This is a genomic window from Deinococcus malanensis (assembly GCF_014647655.1).
Taxonomy (GTDB): domain Bacteria; phylum Deinococcota; class Deinococci; order Deinococcales; family Deinococcaceae; genus Deinococcus; species Deinococcus malanensis.
Genome location: NZ_BMPP01000004.1, coordinates 165058 through 186794, shown reverse-complemented (window position 1 = coordinate 186794; position 21737 = coordinate 165058). Strand labels below are relative to the sequence as shown.

The window sequence follows — 21737 nt, the reverse complement described above, 5'->3', positions numbered from 1 at the left end:
TCCCATGTCACTTCCGCGTCCGCGCGCCCTGACCTTCGGCAACGTGTGGCTCAGCGCCGTGATTCTGGCGGTGCTGTTCATCTATCCCTTCGTGTTCGGCAAGACCATGAACTTCGGAATCTCGACCCTGCTGTTTGCCGGGCTGGCCATGAGCTGGAACATCCTGGGCGGCTGGGCCGGGCAGACCAGCCTCGGGCACGCCGCCCTGCTAGGTATCGGGGCCTACACCATGACCCTGCTGGCCACGCCCGAGCGAGTGCCGGCATTCTTCGGCGGACCGGTCGCGCCCTGGTGGGGCACCCTGATCGGCATGGTGCTGGCCGTGGCGCTGGCGGCCGTCTGGGGCGGGCTGACCTTCCGGCTGCGCGGCAGCTACTTCACGCTGTCCACGATTGCGGTGGCGCTGGTGATCCGTCTGGTCGCCATCAACAGCGAATGGACCGGCGGCAGCGAAGGCCTGTTCATGCCCGAACTGCCCCGCTTTTTCGGCCTGGACCTGTTCGACCGCCGTGTGGAGTACTGGCTGGCCTTTGCCTTCGTGGTACTGACCCTGCTGGTGACCCACCTGATCCGCCGTTCCCGGCTGGGGTATGCGCTTCAGGCCGTGCGGGAAGACGAGGACGGCGCCCGCGCGCTGGGGATTGATCCGACCCGCATGAAGCTGATCGCGTTCATGATCTCAGCGGCCCTGACTGCGTTGGGCGGCTCGCTGTACGCCATCTACCTGCAGGCCTTCGAGCCCCACACCCTGCTGGAACTGCCGATCAGCGTGCAGATCGCGCTCATGGCGATTATCGGCGGGCGCACCAGCATCCAGGGGCCGCTGATCGGTGCGGTTCTGCTCGCCACCTTCGGTGAGGTGTTCCGCAACATCTTCAGCAGCGCCAACCTGCTGATCTACGGGGTGCTGATCCTGCTCGTGACGCTGTTTGCGCCCAACGGCCTCATGGGCCTGTTCTCGCGCGGCGGCCAGAAACTGGGGACCGCACGATGACGCGCGAACCTGTCACGGACCAGCACCAGCCTGTCCTGCCGGAGCTCACCACCTTCCCCGGTGAGGTCATTCACGCACCCAAGGGGCCGCCACTGCTGGTCGCCGAGGGCATCACCGTGCGCTTTGGCGGGGTCACCGCCGTCAAGGACATCAGCCTGGCCGTTCGTCCCGGCGAGATTCTGGGGCTGATTGGCCCAAACGGAGCGGGCAAGACGACCCTCTTCAACGCTCTGACCGGCTTTGTGCGCCCCAGCCAGGGCCGGGTCACCTTCGACGGCCGTGACATCACCACCCTGCAACCGCAGGCCAGGGCCAGAATGGGCATGGCCCGGACCTTCCAGGTCGAGCGCCCCTTCGAGGACCTCAGTGTGCTCGAAAACGTGCTGGTGGCCGCCTTCCTGAAGCACCGGGGTCGCGCCGCCGAAGACCACGCCTACGTGGTGCTGGAACGGGTCGGCCTGGCTGACCGGGCCGCGCAGCCCGCCTCTCAGCTCAACCTGGCGCGCCGCCGCCGGCTGGAACTAGCCAAGGCCCTGGCACTCGAACCGCGTCTGCTGTTTCTCGACGAGAGCATCGCTGGCCTCAACCCCCCGGCCCAGCAGGAAATGGTGGCCCTGATCCGCGAGCTGGCCCGTTCGGGCCTGGGCATCGTGATGGTCGAGCACATCATGCACGTGATCATGAGCCTGTCCGACCACGTGATCTGCATGGCCTTCGGCGAGCTGCTGGCCGAGGGCGACCCGCATGTCGTGGCCGCCCACCCGGACGTGATCCGGGCCTACCTGGGAGACGACCATGACTGAGCAGAGCGTGATGCCGGCACGGCCCGGTTTCGTTGCCGGCGACCGGGTGCTGGAGGCCAGCAACATTGACGTGGCCTACGGCGAGGTGCAGGTGGTGTTCGGTGTGTCGCTGCACGTGGACAAGGGCGAGCTGGTGGGACTTGTGGGTGGCAACGGCAGCGGCAAAAGCACCATCCTGCGGGTGCTGTCGGGGATGCTGAGGGCCCGCGCGGGAACCGCCACCTACCGCGGTCAGAACCTCAACGGCGTGCCGCCCCACCGCATCACCGACATGGGCGTGGCGCACGTGCCGATGGGCCGTCAGCTGTTCGGCCAGATGACGGTGGAGGAGAACCTGCTGATGGGCGCCTACCTGCCGCGAACCAAGGCCAACCGCGCCGCGAACCTTCAGAAGGTCTACGACTTCTTCCCGCGCCTGACGGAAAAGCGCCTGACTCCAGCAGCAGCGCTGTCGGGCGGTGAGCAGCAGATGGTCGCCATCGGCCGCGCGTTGATGAGCGAGCCCGAGGTCCTGCTGATGGACGAACCCAGCCTGGGGCTGGCTCCGCTGGTGGTGTCCGAGGTCATGCGGGTCATCGGCAGCCTGCGGGAGCTGGGCCTGACGGTGCTGCTGGTCGAGCAGAACGTCCGGCAGGTGCTGCGCGTCACCGACCGCACCTACGTACTGGAACTGGGCCAGCTGGTCAAGGAAGGCCCCAGCCGGGACCTGATGGGCGATCCCGACATTATCAAGGCGTATCTGGGCGTCTAGAAGGTGTGGCTTCCGGGCTCCCGGGTACCCAGCCTGGGAGCCCCGCTCAGTGTTTTCGAAAGACCCGTTGTTGCAGAGCAGTCCCCGCGCTGGTCACGACCGAGGTCAGCCGGCCCACGGCTCCCGCAACCATCCGGGGGACGGGCGACCCATCTCGGCTGCGTTCAGCCGCCTCCACGGCGCGGCGCATGGCCGGCAGCGGATCGGTCAGCACCGGACCGTGGCCAGCAGCAAGAAACCGGGCGGGAATATCCAGCAGCAGGCGCGCACTTCGCACCGTCTGTGCCGGGTCGTGGGTGCCGAATGTCGGCAGGGGAAACACCATACTCAGTTCGCTGGCCACATGCAGGCGCGGCACATTGACGAAGGTGTCTCCGGCATACAGGGCGCCGTTGCGTTCATCGTAGTACGCGACGTGGCCGGGGGAATGGCCCGGTGTGGCAATCACAAGCAGGGACCCGACCCGGTCTCCGTCCTTCAGCACATGGGTTGGAAGGGTCCGGCAGCCGCGCTCGGCGAGGAGGCGCCTGTCCTCCGTTCCGACTAAAATCTCCAGGTGGGGATCGGCCGCTTTCAGGGTGTCCACGGCGCCAAAGTGATCGGTGTGCCCGTGGGTGAGTGTGATGCGCTTCAGGGGTCTGCCGGTGGATTTCACGATGCGCTTGACCGAGCGCTCGAGGCCCGGCAGACCGGCATCGACCAGGGTGAAGCCGTCGTCCTCCGCGACCAGATAGGAGTTGACCAGACCATACTGGACCAGACGAAGTGGAGCGCCTTTCACCGGGTTCCTCCGGCAGCAGGGAAGGTTGACGCTACGGAGCCTTCATATATCGGCTGTTCCAGAGGCTGCTGATCCGCTCCCGTGACCCGGCCCGTGAAAAGCGGACTGCTCAGGGCGTCGGTGTTGCACCAGTCTGGACCAGGAGACGACGTATCAGACCTTCTTCCCCCAAAGTGAACGCTGTTCGTCTTCATGGCTAACACCGTACACCTTGGGCCGGGTAACTGTCAAGGCGTACAGTGTTCACTGTGCCGTTTCCAGCCCGACTTTCTGCCTCCTCCATCATTGACGCTGCCTGGATCCTGCTCCAGGAGGGCGGTCAGGACGCTCTGAACATGCGTGCTCTGGCCGCGGCGCTCGGCGTGCGTCCGGCCAGCCTGTACCGTCATTTCGAAAACCGTGAAGCACTGGTTCGTGCTCTGGCCGAACGTGGTGTGCTTGAGCTTCAGGACGGTATCGCCAGGGCCACTCAGGGCAAGGGACCTCGCGACGCCCTGTGGGCTGCGGCGTCCACGTACCTGAACTACGCCCGTAACCATCCGCACGCCTACGCCCTGATGCTGTTCGGCGACGATTCTGCCCAGACATCGGCGCAGGGCCAGAGTGCGGCCAAAGCGTTGTGGAACACGCTCCTGAAGCTGGTCGGTGACCTGAGCGGTGACCCCGACGACACCGACCAGGCGGTGGCGTTCTGGACCTTTCTGCACGGCGCCGCCATGCTTGATCGCCAGGGCTTATACGGAGCCAGTGGTCCGCGCGGGGGACTCGACGTGGGTCTGACCGCACTTCTCAATCACATGGAGACCGCAGGCGGCTCCGGTGATCCGTCTTCCTGACCGTCCCGGCCTGCCGCGCGTACACTTCAGGGCATGATCACCCGCCGCCAGACCGTCACTGTGGAAGTGGGAGGAATTCCCGTTGGATCGGCCCATCCCATCGTGGTGCAGTCCATGACCAACACCGACACCGCCAACGCTGAGGCCACGGCCATTCAGGTAGCGCAGCTCGCCCGGGCGGGCTCGGAGATCGTGCGCGTCACGGTCAACACCCGCGAAGCCGCAGCGGCCATCCCCGAGATCGTGGCGCGCCTCGACGAAGTCGGACTGAACGTTCCCATCGTGGGGGATTTCCACTACAACGGGCACATCCTGCTGCGCGAGTATCCCGAAACAGCCCAGCTGCTGGCCAAGTACCGTATCAACCCCGGCAATGTCGGCGCGGGGCAGCACCACGACGCCAACTTCGCCACCATGATCGAGGTGGCCAAAGAATTCGATAAACCCGTGCGGATCGGGGTCAACTGGGGCAGCCTGGATCAGCAGGTCCTGGCCCGGCTGATGGACGAGAACACTGCCCAGGGCAGCCCGAAAACCGGTACGGACGTCATGATCGACGCCATGGTCGTCTCGGCCCTGGAGTCTGCCCAGTACGCCGAGAGCCTGGGGCTGGCACACGACCGGATTCTGATTTCCGTCAAGGTGAGCAGCGCGCCGGAACTGTGGCAGGTGTACCGGCAGCTGGCTGCCCGGTGTGACTATCCGCTGCACCTTGGCCTCACCGAGGCCGGCATGGGCATGAAAGGCATGGTGGCGACCAGTGTCGCGCTGGCGCCGCTGCTCACGGAAGGCATCGGGGACACCATCCGCGTCAGCCTGACCCCTGAGCCTGGGGCCAGCCGCAAGCTGGAAGTCGAGGTCGCGCAGCAGATCCTGCAGAGCCTGGGGCTGCGGCAGTTCCTGCCGCAGGTCACCAGCTGCCCCGGCTGCGGGCGGACCACCAGCTCGTTCTTTCAGGAACTGGCCCAGAAAATCCAGGATTACATCCGTGACACCATGCCCGACTGGAAGGGCCGTTACCCCGGAGTGGAGGAGATGCAGGTGGCCGTCATGGGCTGCATCGTGAACGGGCCAGGAGAGAGCAAGCACGCCAATATCGGGATTTCCTTGCCCGGGACCGGAGAAGATCCGCGTGCTCCGGTGTACCAGGACGGCAGACTGCTGACCACCCTGCGCGGCCCACGAATCGCGGAGGACTTTCAGGAACTGCTGGAAACCTACGTCGAAAGGCGCTATGGCCGTCACGAAGTACACCCATGAACGTCTGGGGAACCGGTCCGTTTGAAAACGAGGTGGGCGCCGCTTTCGCACAGGAAGTGCAGCAGGACGGCCCCCTGGCTCTGGCGGAAGCTTTTGAGGTGGCCCTGGACCCCGACACCGACTTTCTGGCGGCCGAGGAAGGTCACCGGGTCCTGGCTGCGGCCCAGATTCTGGCCGCCGTGCTGGGCGGTGACACCGCCTCCCTGACCGATGCCGGGCTGCGGGCCTGGGTGCAGGACCACACCGCTGCCCGCGCCGTCCAGATGGCCCAGTGGCGTGATCTGGCCCGCGAGGCCCTGGACCGGACCCTGGGGCCAGACAGTGAACTGCCTGAACAGTGGGAAGACAGCGCCGACGCGGACACCTGGCGTGCCGAGGTGCAGCGATTGCGCCTCCAACTGGGCTGACCCGACCGTAACCGCCGCAAAAATAACGGTGCTGGCGAGGGGCTCAAGCACCGCGCCAGTTCCTGTGGGGCATGTCGAACTCGGGGCCCGCACCGCCGTGCCACAAATGTGGCATGCAGCCTCCAGATGCATGGTTATGGTGGGGCTGGAAATTTTATGAAGAAAATCACAAGTCCAGCCACCCTTCTGCTCATGCTTCCCCTCACCCTGGCCAGTTGTGGTCTCTTTGAAACCAAGGCTCCTGAAGACCGCACGTTTCAGGACCAGAAACTGAACTGGCACGCCTGTGACCCCTCCATTCTGGGTAAAGACGAGTCCGAGCTGTTCACCACGCTGGGAGAACGTCTGGTCTGCGCTGATATGCAGGTCCCCATGAACTGGGAGGCTCCCGCTGCCGGCAAGGCCAGCGTCTCGCTGATCCGCCTCAAGGCAGCCAACCCCGAGCAGCGCCAGGGCGCCATCTTCTTCAATCCTGGAGGTCCCGGCGGCGACGGGCTGGGTTTTGCGCCGTGGTACGGCTTCGCCTGGGGGAAGGCCGACGCGAACACCCCGGTGGGTGCCAACCTGAAGGAAATGACCGAACAGTTCGATCTGGTGGGCTTTTCTCCCCGTGGTGTGGGCGCCAGCTCCCGCCTGTACTGCGGCAGCAACGAACTGGCCCCGGTTGTTCATTCGCCGGCCAGTGACCGCAGTGAAAAAAACATTTCGGCCATGATCCGAACTGGGCAGCTGGTGGCCAGTGCCTGCCAGAAAAATCCGCTGACTCCGTTTATCAACACCGACGCCACCGTGCGCGACCTGGACCTGGCCCGGCATCTGATGGGTGACCAGAAGCTGAACTACATCGGCTATTCCTACGGCACCTGGCTGGGATCCTGGTACGCCAAGCGCTTCCCTGAGACGACCGGACGCATGCTGCTGGATGCCAACATGCCGTTCCACGCCACCATGCAGGCCGCGTTTGAAGCCGACCCGATGACCTTCCAGCGTGATTTCCGCGAGGTCGTGGTGCCTTACCTGACGCGTCTTGGCGGGATGTTCGGCCTGGGAGAAACACCCGAGGAGGTGTACCAGAAGTACGCTGGTCTTGGCGAGCCCATCAAGAGCGTTGTCGGCGGCGCGACCGCCAGCATGCTGTACAACCGCGACGCCTACCCGTCCATCGGCGTGGTGCTCAAGGTGGCCAGCGTGGTCGACGGCCTGATCAAGGCCAGCCCCAATGCCGGCACGGAAGCGTGGCTAGCTCAGGCTGCCCAGGCCACTTATTTCCCCAATCAGAAGCTCAATAATGTGGCCCGCTCGATGGCTGCCGAACTGCTGTACTACCGCGACAGCCTCGTCACGCAGACGCCTGTGCCTGTGGTGCTCACTGAGGGCAGTGCCACCAACACGGCCGTGATCTGTAACGACACCGCCTGGAATCAGGACCTGGGCTACTGGCGAGGCGCGGACGAGCGCAACGCTGTGGAATCGCCCCTGATCGGCGGTTCGTTCGTATCAATTCCCTGCCTGTACTGGAAGGGCGGACCCACCGTGAAGAAGCCCGAGGTGCCGGCACAGATGCCGCCCGTCCTGATGCTGCAAAACGAGTACGACCCGGCCACCCCGAAAGAAGGCGCGCTGGCAGCCCTGAAAGCCACCCCGAATGCCCGCATGATCATGATCGACGACGAGCCGCAGCATGCGGCGTTCCCGTACGACACGGACTGCGTGGACCTGCCTGTCACCCGCTACTTCCTGACCGGAGAGCTGCCGGCAGCTGAGCTGACCTCCTGCGCGGCCAAGCCTCTGCCGTTTGAGGCGCAGGTCTATCCCGTGGGCGAGAAGTTCACCTCCGGCAGCCTCAGCACGCAGTCGATGCGCGCACAGGCTGTGAAAGATCCCCGCGCCCTGAAGGCCCTGGCGCGCAACCGCCAGACCATTGCTCAGCAGAGTGCCGCCCTGCATGGCATCAGCAGTCCGCTGGACCTCGATGCCCTGAACCGCTTCTTCAAGAAATAACTCCACACAGCAGGACACCCCTTCCTGGTTCTTCAGGAAGGGGTGCTCTTGTGATGGTGTCGTCCAATTGGATCAAGAAGCTGAGGACAAGGATCTCAATCTTGGCATGACCGGAACAGTATTTCTGGCATAGCGGAATTTGCCGCGGCTGTCGCTCCGGCAAATTCAGCCCAATCAGAACCGCAACTCGAGGCCCACGCCTGCTCCCACGGTTCCCGCTGTATTCGCCCGGACACACGCCCTCCAGCCTGCAGGTTCGATCAGGCGACCTCGCAGGCCAGCTTCAGCGAACGCGGCGAGTGTGCCTGGCTGCGCCGCCGTGGCTGCCCGGTATTCTGCGCCGAGTGTGCCCAACGCGTCGACCCTCGTCAACGGCAGGTTGGGATCACGCAGGGTCAGGCCGGCTGCGAACCGACCTGGGGCCCCGCTGTTCCAGGCCCGTTCGGCACTGCCTTCTATACCCACGGTACCCACCAACGGTATGGGCAAGACAGCAACGCCAGCGTGAATGCCATAGCCTTTCGTGGTGGCATTGGGGGGGTTCAGGCAACCGCTGCCTGGGCGCCGCCGGAAGTCAGAGCGATGAGAACCAGGAAGCCACGTTTCACGGCGTGCAATGTACGGGAACGCGGTGAGAATTTCAGCTGTTGAGCCGCACGTCGCCCACCTGGGCCAGCATGCGGAAGGTCTGGAACAGGTGCCAGGCATTCGGGCTTTCCCAGCCTACCGAGACCGCCGACGTCCGCGTGACTCCGGGAACGCGTTCGCACTGGTCAGCGCGGGCCTGGTGATCGAATCCAAGTTCGCACACGGCCGGCCAGTGGGTGGTGTACGGCTGCGCCTCTCCGGCCGACCGGACGGCCAGTTCGGCGCCGTCACGGATACGGCGCTGCGCCTCACGCGGGTGCAGATGAATGGCCGAGAAGGAACTTAGCCCCTCCTTGACCGAAACCGTAACGACCTGAGGCCCCAGCTCTGCCGTGATCTCGCGCATGGCGATATCGTCGCCGGACGCGAAAATCACCGGCACCCCGTAATGTCCGGCCAGCAGGGCATTGAGGCCATACTCGCCGGTCTCGGTGCCATTGATGCGTACCGTTCGCACAAAGCCGTTCCAGGTATGGGCCAGGGGTCCGTGCATGGTCCCGGCCCGGGCGTGGTAGCCCACGAACAGCAGGGCACCCACGTCCGGCTCCTGCACCCCCTGCACCATGCTCAGCGGCTTGTCGCTGCCGGTGGTGTACCTCACCTCATCAGGCAGGAGGTCGGGAAGCAGATTGCGCATGCCGTCGTGGCTGTCGTTGACCAGCACGTCGGTGGCTCCTGCGGCCAGGGCGCCCAGAGCGGCGGCCGCGGCCTCGCGGGTCATGCGCTCGCGGGCCACTTGATATTCCGCGCTGTTGACCAGCCCGCCGAATTCAGGCGGGCTGACCTGCACCCAGCTCGAAACCCCGCATACCCCTTCCATGTCCACGCTGATGACGACTTTCATCCGCCCAGCCTACCTGCTGCGCCGCATACCTGCGTGCTAGCGTGACCTGTTATGAGCCGAGTCGCCCTGAAATCTGCCCGTGAAATTGAGCTGATGCGCCGTGCGGGGGCGCTGGTGGCGGAGACCTTCAGAATTCTGGAACCGTATGTGAAGCCCGGCGTGACCCTGGGTGAACTCGACCGGATTGCCGAGGAGCACATCCGCAAAGCCGGCGCCGTGCCGGCATACCTGGGCTACGGTCCCAGGAGCAATCCCTTCCCGGCCACCATCTGCGCCAGCCTCAACGAGGTGATCTGCCATGGCATTCCCGGAGCGCAGGAACTCAAGGAAGGCGACATTATCGGCGTGGACATCGGCGTGCTGATGAATGGTGTCTACGGCGACGCCTGCACCACCTACACGGTCGGCAAGGTCCGGCCGGAAGTCGCGCAACTCGTGGAGACGACCCGGCAGTGCCTCGACGCCGGTCTGGCCGAGTGTAAGCCCGGTGGGCGCACTGGAAACATCGGCCACGCCATCCAGTCCCTGGCCGAGAGTCGCGGCTTCGGCGTTGTGCGTGAGTACACCGGTCACGGCATCGGCAAGCGGCTGCACGAGGAACCCACCATCTACCACTGGGGCGCGCGCCATACCGGCCTGAAGCTGCAGCCTGGAATGGTCTTCACTGTTGAGCCCATGATCAACCTGGGCACCCCGGAAACGAAGTTGCTCGCAGACGGCTGGACCGTGGTGACCGCCGACCGCAACCCCAGCGCTCAGTTCGAACACACTATTGTGATTACGCCCAAGGGCCACGAAGTCCTCACGCTGTAAGTGAACCGTGATGGCGTTCGGCAACTGCCGAAGGGGCTGGTGCGCAGTCTTTCAGCCTTTGGGTGCGACCGAGGTATGGGCACTGTCTGCTGGCCGTGGACTTCTTTGGATTTCCGCCATACGGGCCGTCTCTGACGTGTTTCCGGTAGGCTCTTTGGATCAGGCCGGGTTCCGTATGCGCCTGGACAGAACCGAGATCTTCTTTGCCCGCTCAGAACAGTCCTGATGTCCTACCGGCCCACTCTTCTGGCCGTCTTCATCCATAGCCCATCGTCGGTACCTGAAACTCGTCGTCGGCCCGCTTCCGCCTATTGTGCGGAATGCATTTCAACGTTGTCCGGCGGGGCCAGGGAAAGCCTCTTCTGCTGATTCACGGCCTGGGGAGCAGCTGGCGCTCGTGGGAGCCTGTGCTTGATGTACTAAGTGCCCAGCGCGAAGTCATCGCGTTGGATCTGCCGGGCTTTGGACACACGCCACCGTTGCCAGGGAAGGCCACATTCCAGCGTCTCGCTGACGCGGTCACGGACTTTCTGCACCAGGAGAACCTGATTGGCGTCGATGCCGTGGGCAGTTCGATGGGAGCGCGGCTGGTTCTTGAACTCGCCCGGCGGGGGGTGCTGGGAGCGGTCGTTTCGCTGGATCCGGGTGGTTTCTGGCGAGGTTGGGAGAAGGTGTTCTTCTATCAAAGCGTGAAGGTTTCGGTGGACCTGATCCGTCTGCTGCAACCCGTCATGCCCGCGCTGACGGGGAGTGCCGTGTGGCGTAGCGTGCTGTTTGCGCAGTTCTCCTCACATCCCTGGACGCTTGGTGCGCAGCTCAGCCTCACCGAGATGCGGTCGTTTGCGACCTCGCCTTCCGTCGACGAGGTGTTGCGTGACTTGGTTGAGGGTCCACCCCAGCAGGGGGTCGCACCGGGGCAACTCACAGCGCCTCTGGTCATCGGCTGGGGCAGGCACGACCGGGTGTGCCTGCCCCGGCAGGCGCAGCGGGCACTCAGGGCGTTTCCGGGTGCCAGCCTGCACTGGTTTGAGCACAGTGGGCACTTTCCACACTGGGATATGCCTGAACAAACGGCAGAACTGATCCTGAAGGTCACCCGCTGAGCGGAGGTGCCGGCTTCAATGGACGGGCAGGCGGTGGGGTAAGCTTCGCGCTTTGAAATGCATGAACATGATTATTGCCGGGTAACGGAGGCATGGCCACGCTTTCAAGGCAAAGACGCAGAAGTCCCTCAGTCAAACTGGTTAACTGGTCTGGCAGCGTCCAACCAGCCGCCGTCGCGCAGGAAGGTCCGGAATTCGCCGAGCAGGGCCCGCGCTTCAGCCGGTTGCGCCTCAGGCAGGGTCCGCGCCCAGGCTTCCCCCGTCAGACGGGTATAGGCGAGCAGGGGTGCCGCGCCGCCGAGATAACGGTCCAGCCCCAGAAGGCTCGCTTCGGCGTGCCGCCGTCGTGCAGCTGGCAGCGCTGGGACAAAGGCGTGAATGGCCTGCGCCAGCAACAGAGGCTGGTTCAAGGAGGCAAGATTGGGGGCCGCGCTCATGCACCCGAGGATTATCCCCGCGCGTCAGCGCACGTTGATCTCAGGGTCAGCCGGTCGTCAGCCCAAGCCATTACGCCCGCAACAGAACCGTTCCTGATAGAATCCCAAAGTGAATTCCGGCCCGGACCTTCCCCCCTCTGACCTCCTGAAAGCGCTCAATGACACCCAGGCGCAGGCCGCTGACCATTTCACCGGCCCCGCCCTGGTCATCGCGGGTGCCGGCAGTGGCAAGACGCGGACGCTCGTGTACCGCATTGCCCACCTGATTGGGCACTACGGGGTCGACCCCGGCGAGATTCTGGCCGTGACCTTCACCAACAAGGCGGCGGCCGAGATGCGCGAACGCGCCCAGCATCTGGTGGAGGGCGCCGACCGGCTGTGGATGAGCACGTTCCACTCCGCAGGCGTACGGATCCTGCGCGCCTACGGGGAGCACATCGGACTCAAGCGCGGCTTTGTCATCTACGACGACGACGATCAGAGTGACATTCTCAAGGAAGTCATGGGCAGCATTCCCGGGATCGGCCCGGAGACCAGCCCACGCGTGCTGCGCGGCATCATCGACCGGGCCAAGAGCAACCTGATCACCCCCGAAAACCTGGGGCGTAGCGGTGAGCCGTATATCAGCGGCCTGCCACGTGACGCCGCCGCCGAGGCTTACCGGCGCTACGAGGCCCGCAAGCGCAGCCAGAACGCGATCGACTTCGGTGACCTGATTACCGAGACTGTCCGGCTGTTCCACGAGGTCCCGGCGGTCCTGAACGCGGTACAGAACCGGGCGCGCTTTATCCACGTCGACGAGTACCAGGACACCAACAAGGCGCAGTACGAACTGACCCGTCTGTTGGCCTCGCGCGACCGCAACCTGCTGGTGGTGGGGGACCCGGACCAGAGCATCTACAAGTTCCGGGGGGCGGATATCCAGAACATCCTGGACTTTCAGAAGGATTACCCCGATGCCAAGGTGTACATGCTGGAGCACAACTACCGTTCCAGCGCCCGGGTGCTGAATCTGGCCAACAGGCTCATCGAGAACAACACCGAGCGCCTCGACAAGACCCTCAAGCCGGTCAGGGAGGAAGGTCACCCGGTCATGTTTCACCGCGCCATGGACCACCGCGGCGAAGGTGAGTTTGTGGCCGAGTGGCTGACGCGTATGCGCGGTGAAGGCCGCAAATTCGCGGATATGGCCATCCTGTACCGGACCAACGCACAGTCGCGTGTGATCGAAGAGTCGCTGCGCCGCGTGCAGATCCCAGCCAAGATCGTCGGCGGCGTGGGCTTTTACGACCGGCGCGAGATCCGCGACATCCTGGCCTATGCCCGGCTGGCCATTAACCCCGCCGACGACGTGGCTTTGCGCCGCATCATCGGCCGGCCCAAACGCGGGATCGGCGACACGGCCCTGGAAAAACTGATGGAATGGGCCCGGCTGAACGAGACCAGCCTGCTGACGGCCTGCGCCAACGCTGCCGAGCGCAATATCCTGGACCGGGGCGCGCAGAAGCCGGTGGATTTTGCCGAGCTGATGCAGGCCATGGCCGACGCCGCCGACAACTACGAGCCGGCCGCCTTTCTGCGTTACGTGATCGAGAACAGCGGGTACCTGGACCTGCTGCGCCAGGAAGGCCAGGAAGGTCAGGTCCGCATGGAGAACCTGGAGGAACTGGTCAACGCCGCAGAGGAATGGTCCCAGACCAACGAGGGAACCATCGCCGACTTCCTGGACGACGCCGCGCTGCTGTCCAGCGTGGACGACATGCGTACTCGCAAGGAAAACAAGGACGTACCGGAAGACGCTGTGACCCTGATGACCCTCCACAATGCCAAGGGCCTGGAATTTCCGGTGGTCTTTATCGTGGGCACCGAAGAAGGGCTGCTTCCCAGCAAGGGGGCCCTGGTTGAGGCCGGCGGAATCGAGGAGGAGCGACGCCTGTTCTATGTGGGCATTACGCGCGCCATGGAGAGGCTCTTTCTGACCGCCGCGCAGAACCGCATGCAGTACGGCAAGACCAACGCTGCCGAGGACAGCCGCTTTCTGGAGGAAATCGAGGGGGGCTTCGAGACCATCGACCCCTACGGACAGGTCACCGAGTACCGTGCCACCAGCTGGAAGCAGTATCGCCCCACCGTCCCCACGACCCCGAGCGCCGTCAAAAATACCAGCCCCATGACAGCCGGCATGGCTTACCGGGGCGGTGAAAAGGTCCGGCATCCCAAGTTCGGTGAGGGCCAGGTGCTGGCGGTGGCGGGAACCGGGGAGAAGCAGGAGGTCACGGTGCATTTCGGTGCGGCCGGGACCAAGAAACTGATCGTAAAGTTTGCCAACCTCACGCCCGCCTGAGGGCCGGCGTTCCATCATGAGTGAGGCGTATGCCACGGCCCCGCAGTACAGGAGGGCAGCCTAACCCTGTTGAACTTTCCAGACCCGACTGAGCAGAGGGCATTTGCCCTATTCCCGGTGAACCAGATGCCTGACCTCGCCCGGCGGCAGGGCCAGCAGGGCGCAGGCTGCCCTGGGGTACACAGGCCGGATGTGAATCTTGTCCAGCGGGAGCCATTCGGCGCGGACGCGAGGATTGTCGGTCAGGGCAAAGGACGCTTCCGGAAGCTGGGGTGGGGCGTCCATGCGGTAGTAGAAGCCGACCTCATGCTCGCGGGCTTCATTGGGGCCGAAAAAGTTCTCCACCACACCTACCAGACGCAGCGGCCCGGCGCTCACCCCGGTTTCCTCGGTCCATTCCCGGGCGGCGGCGGCAGCCGTGTCTTCGTTGGAGCCGGCCGCGCCCCCGGGCAGGAACCAGAAATTGTCCCCAGCAGTACGGTGCACCAGCAGGTGCCCGTCGCGCACGCACAGAATGACGGCCCTCAGACTGAATCTCGTGCTGCCGACCATCATGCGGATGTCATTCACCGGCGCAGTGTTTCAGCCTGAGCTGTTCGGCGCATCCGTCAATCGGCCTGTAGCTCCAGCTCCGTCCTCACACTCGGGTCCGGGTCCGCGGCGAGCTGGCCGCGCAGGGAGGGGGGAAGGTCCGCTCGGCCCGCCACTGCCAGCCGCACACCGTCGTCCGGATCTGCGGCAAGGGCGGGCAGAGCCTCCGCGGGCAGCGTCGGATGCCGGGCGGCGGCGCGCCGGACCCCGGCATTGGCATCCGCCGCCAGCCGAAAGAGGGTTGCCGGGCTCAGGTGCGCCGCGTAGCCTGCGGCCCGGCGCACGTCAGCGCTCTCGTCTTCAGCCAGGCGTGAAAGCTGCCCTGCCGTCAGATCAGGTCGGACCGCCAGCAGGGTGCGGATGGCCGGATCACGGTCGGTGAGCAGCACGTCCAGCACCTCGGCCGACAGCCCTTCGGCACTGGCCACATGCAGCCGGATGTCCTGTTCGGGCGAGCGGGCCAGCGCCAGTACGGCGGCGTCCGGCAGGTCATGGCGCTCCAGCAGGGCGCGGCGCACCGTTTCCGACTCGTCGACGGCCAGCCGCTCAAGCAGCTCGGGGCTGGTATCGGGCCGGCGGGCGAGAGCGGCGCGCACTTCCGGGTCGGCGTCGTGCTCGGCTCTGCCCAGCCATTCGGCGGGCACACTCCAGGCCTGCAGCGCGGCGGCCCGCACGACGTCACTCTCGTGGGTGGCCAGCCAGTGACGCACGTTGCGGGGCAGATCAACGCGCCGGGCCAGGGTGGCCAGGACATCTGCATCGTCGTCGGCCGCCAGCGTCAGCATGCAGTCCAGCGGCAGGTCCAGCCGCCGGGCCACGCTGGAGCGCACCAGACCATGCAGGTCGCGCGCCAGTTCACGGATCGCGTCCCCCGGAAGATCAGGGCGTAAGGCGACGGCCTTGCGCACGTCGTAGTCGTCGTCAGCTGCCAACTGTTGCACCAGGGGGGCCGCCAGTTCAGGTCGCCGGGCCACCGCCTCGCGGACCTGCCACCCGGCGTCCTGGGCCAATGCCGTAATCCGCTCCTCGCTCAGGGTCGGGTGGCCTGCCAGGGTCGTACGCACGGTGTAGTCCTCGTGGCGCATGGCGCTGTCCAGCACCCAGGCCGGAAGATCCGGCAGTCCCAGCAGCGCCAGCATCCCCTCGGCCGGAAAGCTGCTCAGCAACCCGGGGCGCGCCAGCCGTATCAATGGCAGCCCGGGATTGCCCAGCACTTCAGCCGGGTAGTCGGCAGCCAGCATACCCAGGACCTCAACCGGCGTGTTGGGGTGCCGGGCAACCAGCGCACGCACGCGCGAATCAGGATGTGCGCTGAGGCCCGAGAGCGTTTCCGCGGTGGCCCGTGGCATGGCGGCGGCGGCCAGTGCCTCCTCCACGCTCAGGATCGTCAGCGTGCGCGGGTCCAGATCGGAAAACGTCATGGACCAGATGATGGCAGATGCTGGGCACAGGGGCGGGGAACTTCGTCGCGAAAAGCGGGCTACTCTTCGAGTCTGAGTACGTCTCCAAACGGAAAACCTTCGTCTTCCAGGCCTCCGGGAGGCACCACCCACAGGGTAGGCACGCGTGGCGCCGTCTCCGGGAAATCACCGTAGCCGTCGGTCAGGTAGATCAGCACATCCGGCTCGTGGGCGTCAAGCAGCCCGAAAATGGGCCGGAAATCGGTGCCGCCGCCGCCCTGTGGATCCGGCACGGGATCTCCGTCCCGCAGCTCAAAGGGGCCATAAGTCTGGGTGTCGGCGTAGTAAAGGGTGGCCCTGACGTGCGGGTAGGCGCCCAGCACGCCCTGCACTTCGGCGACCAGAGCGCGGACAGCTTCGTCGTCTACGCTGCCGGAGGTGTCCACCGCCACCAGGGCCGTGAGGGTCTCGTCGTCCAGGGCTTCAAGGTACAGCCCGCGGCCCACGAAACGCCGGTCAAAGCCTCCGAAGTCCACCGGCGTGCGCGCCAGGAAGCGCCACAGCTGCGCACGCCAGTCCAGCCGGGCAGGCGCCAGGCGCATCAACTCGCGGTGCATGCCCAGCGGATCATGACCGTGCTCGCCGCTCATGGCGTCCACGCTGCGGGCCTGGGCCATGGCCTGCTGCCACTGCCTCGCCGGGCTGCCGGGGCGACCACTACGGGGAGGGGCGTCCCCGGGTGGGCCGTCCAGCAGATCGTCGCCGTCCGCCTCGCCTTCTCCCTGCGCTTCGCCTTCCATGGAGGTATAGACCTCCTCCACGCTGAGCTTTTCCAGATGCTCATCTCGCTGAAACTGGGGTGGCGTGGGCAGGCCGGCGGCCGAAACCATCCCGTTGACGATCAGGTCCGCTGCGCGGTTCCAGCGCTTTTTCTCGCGTGGGCCGCGCCGCTCGACGTGCGACAGCGCCGCATGCAGGACCTCGTGCAGAAGCAGGCTGTCAAGCACCTCAGGTGCCAGGGTGGCCGCCACCTCGGGGTTGACATAGACCCTTTCTCCGTCCGTTCCAGCCGCCGCCACCTCCTTTGAGGGCACAAATTCGGCGTGCAGCAGCAGGGTGGCAAAAAAGGCCGAGCGTCCCCGCAGGCGCAGCCGTGACCCTGAAATCAGGCGTTGGAAATCAGGCGTGGAGGGGCCGGGGGTCAACGGTCAACCCTCCGTGAGGGTCAGCGTCTGCTGCACCAGATCGGCCAGCCGTGGGTCGCGGCCTACCAGATCCGCGAGGTCCGCGAGCTGTCCGATGGACTGAAATTTGCTGACCAGCGTGGCCACGTACAGTTGCAGCCATTCCGGACCGGCACTATCGGCCAGCCAGGTGAAGGCCGAGAACGCCTCGTCTGCGGTGGCGGCCCGCGCCGCCAGACCCACTACGGCGGCGTAGCGGACGCTGGGTTCATCGGGCAGGCGCAGGCCGCTGCCCTTGCCCTGCAGCACGTGGCCCAGGTCGGGCAACTGCTCATACAGCCGGACAAAGGCACCGAATTCGGCGCCCGCCGCGTCACCGATGGCCGGCGAGGCGTCCAGTCCGGCGCGGTGCAGCTGGGCGGCCATTTCCCATGCCCGAGGACTGGGCCAGGCCGGCTGGGACGGGTCCAGCCGGTGCAACAGTTCGGGCCGGAAGGTCAGGAATGCAATGACGTGCTCGTGCAGGCCGCGGCCCAGGGCATAGGCGCGCCAGGCATCGAAGTCGGCCCGGACACTCAGATGCAGAAAGCGGTTGGCCAGCGGCGCGGGCATGTCGAAGACGCTGGCACGGTCCTCCTTGCGGTTGCCGGCCGCCCACACGAACCAGCCCTCGGGAAGCTCGTAGCTGCCGACCCGGCGGTCCAGAATCAGCTGCTGGGCCATGCCCTGCATGGTGGGCGGCGCCATATTGACCTCGTCCAGAAACAGGACGCCGCGTCCGGCGCGTGGCAGGAATTCCGGCGGGTACCACTTGCTCACGCCGCTGCCCTGCCCGTCTGCTTCCGGGACCGGCAGGCCCCGCAGGTCCGTCGGAGCCAGCTGCGACAGTCGCACGTCCACGAATTCCAGGCCATGCCGGGTCGCCACCTGTGCCACCACACTGCTTTTGCCCACCCCTGGTGGCCCCCAGATCATCGTGGAGAGCTTCAGCTCCCCACTGATCAGGGCGCTGAGGTAGGACTGCAGTTCGGTGGGCGTGAGACTCATAGTGGCAGGCTAGAGCATTTGTGTCTGCGTATGCGGGCCAGCAGCTTCCGGGAGCCGCAGCACCGACGAAACTACTTTCTCCGGAAGGCATTGATCCGTCCGCCTGCGCAGAAATGCGAAAACGTTGACGAGGGGCAGGATCAAGCCCAATACCTTTTCTCGGCGCCAAGTCTTCATGTTCCCGAGTCGCGGGACACCTGACGCCGGCGGGGACCGTCCGGACCGTGTGGCCATGTACCCTGGAGATACGCTGACCCGGTTATACTTTGACTCAGTATAAAATTCCGGACATCATCCACCCGAGGAGACCGACTTGCTGCCGCTTGAGCATAAAATTCTGTTTTTCGTGTTTGCACTGATCGCCGGTGGGCTGGGCGTCTGGGGCTTTTACCGCATGTACCTGCGTATCCGCCGCGGCGCACCGTCCAGCGAGACGCGGGTGGACAATCTGGCTTCCCGTATCGGCTACGCCCTCGTGACCAGTCTGACCCAGGAGCGCACCTTCCGTAAGCGCCGCTGGGTCAGCGTCCTGCACTCGTTCATCTTCTACGGCTTCACGTATTACCTGCTGGTTAATGTCGTGGACGCACTGGAAGGGTATTTCCCCTTCAGTATCACCTCGGACAACCCGCTGGGCGCTGCCTACAATTTCCTGGCGGACCTCCTGAGCATTGCGGTGCTTGTCGGGGTCGTGAGCCTCGTCGCCCGCCGCCTGTGGGGCAAGAGCCGCCGCGATTTCCAGTTCAACGAAAAAAGCCTGCTGCATCCGCTGGTCAAGCAGCGCTATATCCGCCGCGACAGCCTGATCGTCTCGGGATTCATCGCCTTCCACGTGGGCAGCCGCCTGATAGGCAACGCCGCCAAGATGGTGGAGGAAGCCCGGCTGCACGGCGGTCAGTACGACACCTTCCAGCCTTTTTCCAGCGCCCTGGGTGGGCTGCTGTTCGGGGGCCTCAGTGAGCAGGCCATTACTGGCTGGCGCATCTTCGGCTTCTGGGGCGCCCTGGGCAGCATTCTGGCCTTCCTGTCGTACTTTCCGTACAGCAAGCACATTCACATCTTCATGGCGCCGGTCAACTACGCTCTTAAGCGTCCGGTGAACACGGGTACCCTGCCGCCCATGAAGGGCTTGGAAGAGGCCATGGAACAGGAGGAGCCAAAGCTGGGCGTAGAAAAGCTCGAAGACCTGGAATGGCCCCGCCTGCTCGATGCCTACGCCTGTATTCAGTGCAACCGCTGCCAGGACGTGTGTCCAGGCAGCGCCACCGGGAAAGCCCTGAGCCCGGCCGCCCTGGAAATCAACAAGCGGATGGAACTTAACGTCATTGCCGCGCATCCCAGCCCCTTCACGCTGAAGCCAGCGGCCTTCGAGACCGGAGCGTCCACGGCTCACCCGCTGCTCGAATACGCCATCAACGAGGAGTCGGTGTGGGCCTGCACCACCTGCGGGGCCTGCATGCAGGTGTGCCCGGTGCAGGACGAGCAGATGCTCGACATCATCGACATCCGGCGTCATCAGGTGATGGTGGCCGGCGAGTTCCCAGCCCAGCTGCAGACGGCCTTCCGCGGTATGGAACGCGCCAGCAACCCGTGGGGCATCTCTCGGGACAAGCGCCTGGAGTGGGCAGAGGGTTTGAAGGTCCCCACCATCGACGAGAATCCCGAGCCGGACGTCATTTACTGGGTGGGTTGTGCCGCGAGCTACGATCCCGGGGCCCAGAAAGTCGCCCGCGCTTTCGTGCAGTTGCTTGACAAGGCCGGCGTGAACTACGCGGTGCTGGGCAAGAAGGAAGCCTGCACGGGTGACAGTGCCCGTCGCGCCGGCAACGAATTCCTGTATCAGCAGCTGGCGCAGGAGAACGTTGAGACCCTGAATCAGATTGCCCCGAAGCTGATCGTGACCACCTGCCCGCATTGCATGAACGCCATCGGCAACGAGTACCGCCAGATCGGCGGAGATTACCGTACCGTTCACCACACCGAGTACCTCGAGCAGCTCGTCACGCTGGGCAGGCTGCCGCTGGCCGAACTCGATCAGAACGTCACCTACCACGACCCCTGCTACCTGGGCCGGCACAACGGCGTGTATGACGCGCCGCGCACCCTGATCACCAAAATGGCCGGCGAGGTGCTGAGCCTGGAACGTGAGCGCGAGAGCTCCTTTTGCTGTGGGGCCGGCGGCGCGCAGTTCTGGAAGGAGGAGGAAGAGGGCCGCGAGCGGGTCAGCGACAACCGCTTCCGGGAGCTGCAGACCCGCCTCGACCGTGCAGCCGAAGCCAGCGCCGAGTACGAACAGACCGGCAAGGTGGTTGCCGTGGGCTGTCCTTTCTGCAAGTCCATGATGAATTCCACGCCCGAGAAGGCCAAGCGTGACGACATCGTGGTCAAGGACGTGGCGGAGCTGATGCTCGAAAGCGTTCAGCGGGCCACCGGCGAGTGGGTTGCTCCCACCGCTGCTCCGGGAGCTGACGACGTGGCAGTTCCCAATACGCAGACGCCCATGGAGCGGACCCACGAGACTCCTGCGGCCGACGCTCCGCAGGGCGTGCTGGGCACCACCAGTGCCGAGACCGAGAACGCCCAGCCGGGCAGCCCCCTGAACAACGCGCATACCCAGCCGGAGCCCCAGGCCGCCGCGCCCAGTCCGCTGACCAGTCAGGGCGACGCTCCCGCACGGAAAAGCTGGAAACCCAGAGGAGCAGATGACGTCAGCTCGGCTCCGGCTCAGCGTGAGCCAGCCGGGACGGCCGCTGCCCAGCCCGCTGAGGGGGCCAGCGAAGGCGCACCCGCCCGCAAGTCCTGGAAGCCAAAAGCCAGCGATGACGTCAGTCCTGCCCCCCCTGCGCCAGTTGCGGCCTCGGACGCGGCCCCTGAGCCCACAGCACGAAAGACCTGGAAACCCAGAACTGCCGGTGAGGGCGCACCCGCACCAGTGCAGGCTGCGGAAGTGGCGCCAGCCCCGGTTTCACCCGCACTCGCAGCGCCGGCTGAGGCGACTTCGGGGCGCAAGGCCTGGAAGCCCAAGGGGTCACAGGGCGAAGCTCCGGCTGAGGCCGGTGCGGCGGCAGTAGGGCCTGGCCCAGATCCTCATATCAGCGCGCCGGATGCCGCTCCAGCTGATGTGGCGCCTCCTGTCTCCGGCGAGCGGCGCAAGTGGGCTCCCAGAAGCGCCACAGCGCCTCAGGTGCAGGCCCCCTCTGCTTTGCCAGAGACGGGTGCCGTAGAGGCTGAGGTGGGCGCCGCGCCATCTGCGTCTCCCACGTCCACCACCGAGCCGTCCGGCATGCCTCCCGCGCGGCCCAGGTGGGCTCCCAAAGCGCGGTCCGCCTCTGAGCAGTCAGCAGCGCCGGTCAACCCCGCAGATGCCGGAGCCGCGGTGCCGGCAGTGGTAGTTGACAGACTGTCTGCTGCAGAGCCCACGGGTCAGCCGGATGAACCGGGCACCAGTGGCCGCAAGAAGTGGCAGCCCAAGAAAAGCTGATCCGGTCGTGAC

At 65.3% G+C, this 21737-nt stretch carries 19 protein-coding genes; 11 read left to right on the top strand and 8 right to left on the bottom strand.

All coding sequences use genetic code 11. The features are described 5' to 3' along the window. Positions 1 to 4 precede the first annotated feature (4 nt). From IEY49_RS06300 to IEY49_RS06290, 3 genes are read left to right on the top strand one after another with little or no spacing between them, the layout of a single operon-like run. The gene (locus IEY49_RS06300; RefSeq protein ID WP_229780671.1) at positions 5 to 994 is read left to right on the top strand and encodes a branched-chain amino acid ABC transporter permease; all 990 of its coding nucleotides are present in this window, start codon (positions 5 to 7) and stop codon (positions 992 to 994) included. After that, positions 991 to 1797, top strand: a complete 807-nt coding sequence (locus IEY49_RS06295; RefSeq protein WP_229780670.1) for an ABC transporter ATP-binding protein — start codon at positions 991 to 993, stop codon at positions 1795 to 1797. Before IEY49_RS06300 ends, IEY49_RS06295 begins: the two co-directional genes overlap by 4 nt. Next, a complete protein-coding gene (locus IEY49_RS06290; RefSeq protein ID WP_189005597.1) occupies positions 1790 to 2548 on the top strand; it encodes an ABC transporter ATP-binding protein in 759 nt (252 codons plus the stop codon). The genes IEY49_RS06295 and IEY49_RS06290 overlap by 8 nt, the downstream gene beginning before the upstream one ends. A 46-nt stretch (positions 2549 to 2594) precedes the next feature. Here the strand turns inward: IEY49_RS06290 and IEY49_RS06285 are convergent, their stop codons facing one another. Continuing rightward, positions 2595 to 3329 carry an MBL fold metallo-hydrolase gene (locus IEY49_RS06285; RefSeq protein ID WP_189005595.1) on the bottom strand — a complete coding sequence of 245 codons (735 nt, stop codon included), beginning with the start codon at positions 3327 to 3329 and terminating at the stop codon, positions 2595 to 2597. A gap of 248 nt (positions 3330 to 3577) precedes the next feature. On the opposite strand from IEY49_RS06285, the gene IEY49_RS06280 reads away from it, so the two are divergent. The 4 genes from IEY49_RS06280 to IEY49_RS06265 all read left to right on the top strand — a co-directional run bounded on the left by IEY49_RS06280 (position 3578) and on the right by IEY49_RS06265 (position 7833). Beyond that, positions 3578 to 4165, top strand: coding sequence for a TetR/AcrR family transcriptional regulator (locus IEY49_RS06280; protein WP_229780669.1), 588 nt, complete (start codon positions 3578 to 3580; stop codon positions 4163 to 4165). A 33-nt stretch (positions 4166 to 4198) separates the two neighbouring features. Then, positions 4199 to 5425, top strand: a complete 1227-nt coding sequence (gene ispG / locus IEY49_RS06275; protein WP_189005593.1) for a flavodoxin-dependent (E)-4-hydroxy-3-methylbut-2-enyl-diphosphate synthase — start codon at positions 4199 to 4201, stop codon at positions 5423 to 5425. After that, positions 5422 to 5832, top strand: a complete 411-nt coding sequence (locus tag IEY49_RS06270; protein ID WP_189005591.1) for a DUF4259 domain-containing protein — start codon at positions 5422 to 5424, stop codon at positions 5830 to 5832. Before ispG ends, IEY49_RS06270 begins: the two co-directional genes overlap by 4 nt. Before the next feature lie 192 nt (positions 5833 to 6024). Beyond that, the gene (locus tag IEY49_RS06265; RefSeq protein ID WP_189005589.1) at positions 6025 to 7833 is read left to right on the top strand and encodes an alpha/beta hydrolase; all 1809 of its coding nucleotides are present in this window, start codon (positions 6025 to 6027) and stop codon (positions 7831 to 7833) included. Between the two features lie 174 nt (positions 7834 to 8007). On the opposite strand, the gene IEY49_RS06260 is transcribed toward IEY49_RS06265, so the two are convergent. Next, positions 8008 to 8322, bottom strand: a complete 315-nt coding sequence (locus IEY49_RS06260) for a hypothetical protein (RefSeq protein WP_229780668.1) — start codon at positions 8320 to 8322, stop codon at positions 8008 to 8010. 151 nt (positions 8323 to 8473) lie between these two features. Next, a complete protein-coding gene (locus IEY49_RS06255; RefSeq protein WP_189005588.1) occupies positions 8474 to 9325 on the bottom strand; it encodes a M55 family metallopeptidase in 852 nt (283 codons plus the stop codon). Positions 9326 to 9376: 51 nt separating this feature from the next. Between IEY49_RS06255 and map the strand changes: the two genes are divergently transcribed. Together map and IEY49_RS06245 are read left to right on the top strand one after the other, a co-directional pair. Then, on the top strand, positions 9377 to 10138 hold the full coding sequence (gene map / locus IEY49_RS06250) for a type I methionyl aminopeptidase (RefSeq protein WP_189005587.1): 762 nt from the start codon (positions 9377 to 9379) through the stop codon (positions 10136 to 10138). Positions 10139 to 10458: 320 nt separating this feature from the next. Then, positions 10459 to 11241, top strand: a complete 783-nt coding sequence (locus tag IEY49_RS06245) for an alpha/beta fold hydrolase (protein WP_189005586.1) — start codon at positions 10459 to 10461, stop codon at positions 11239 to 11241. Between the two features lie 128 nt (positions 11242 to 11369). Here IEY49_RS06245 and IEY49_RS06240 read toward each other — a convergent pair whose 3' ends face one another. Further along, complete coding sequence (locus IEY49_RS06240) at positions 11370 to 11678, bottom strand: hypothetical protein (protein WP_189005585.1); 309 nt, start codon at positions 11676 to 11678, stop codon at positions 11370 to 11372. 109 nt (positions 11679 to 11787) lie between these two features. On the opposite strand from IEY49_RS06240, the gene IEY49_RS06235 reads away from it, so the two are divergent. Continuing rightward, complete coding sequence (locus IEY49_RS06235; protein WP_189005584.1) at positions 11788 to 14022, top strand: ATP-dependent helicase; 2235 nt, start codon at positions 11788 to 11790, stop codon at positions 14020 to 14022. A 108-nt stretch (positions 14023 to 14130) separates the two neighbouring features. On the opposite strand, the gene IEY49_RS06230 is transcribed toward IEY49_RS06235, so the two are convergent. Genes IEY49_RS06230 through IEY49_RS06215 form a run of 4 tightly spaced genes read right to left on the bottom strand, consistent with a single transcriptional unit; the run spans position 14131 to position 18244 of the window. Beyond that, positions 14131 to 14592, bottom strand: a complete 462-nt coding sequence (locus tag IEY49_RS06230; protein ID WP_229780667.1) for an NUDIX hydrolase — start codon at positions 14590 to 14592, stop codon at positions 14131 to 14133. 38 nt (positions 14593 to 14630) lie between these two features. Further along, the gene (locus IEY49_RS06225; protein ID WP_189005583.1) at positions 14631 to 16034 is read right to left on the bottom strand and encodes a hypothetical protein; all 1404 of its coding nucleotides are present in this window, start codon (positions 16032 to 16034) and stop codon (positions 14631 to 14633) included. Between the two features lie 59 nt (positions 16035 to 16093). Continuing rightward, positions 16094 to 17218 (bottom strand): vWA domain-containing protein, encoded by a 1125-nt coding sequence (locus IEY49_RS06220; RefSeq protein WP_189005582.1) that lies wholly within the window; start codon positions 17216 to 17218, stop codon positions 16094 to 16096. Positions 17219 to 17221: 3 nt separating this feature from the next. Beyond that, positions 17222 to 18244, bottom strand: coding sequence for an ATP-binding protein (locus IEY49_RS06215; RefSeq protein WP_189005581.1), 1023 nt, complete (start codon positions 18242 to 18244; stop codon positions 17222 to 17224). A gap of 313 nt (positions 18245 to 18557) precedes the next feature. Between IEY49_RS06215 and IEY49_RS06210 the strand changes: the two genes are divergently transcribed. Next, positions 18558 to 21725: a heterodisulfide reductase-related iron-sulfur binding cluster gene (locus tag IEY49_RS06210; RefSeq protein ID WP_189005580.1), complete on the top strand. Its 3168-nt coding sequence runs from the start codon at positions 18558 to 18560 to the stop codon at positions 21723 to 21725. Positions 21726 to 21737: the final 12 nt, after the last annotated feature.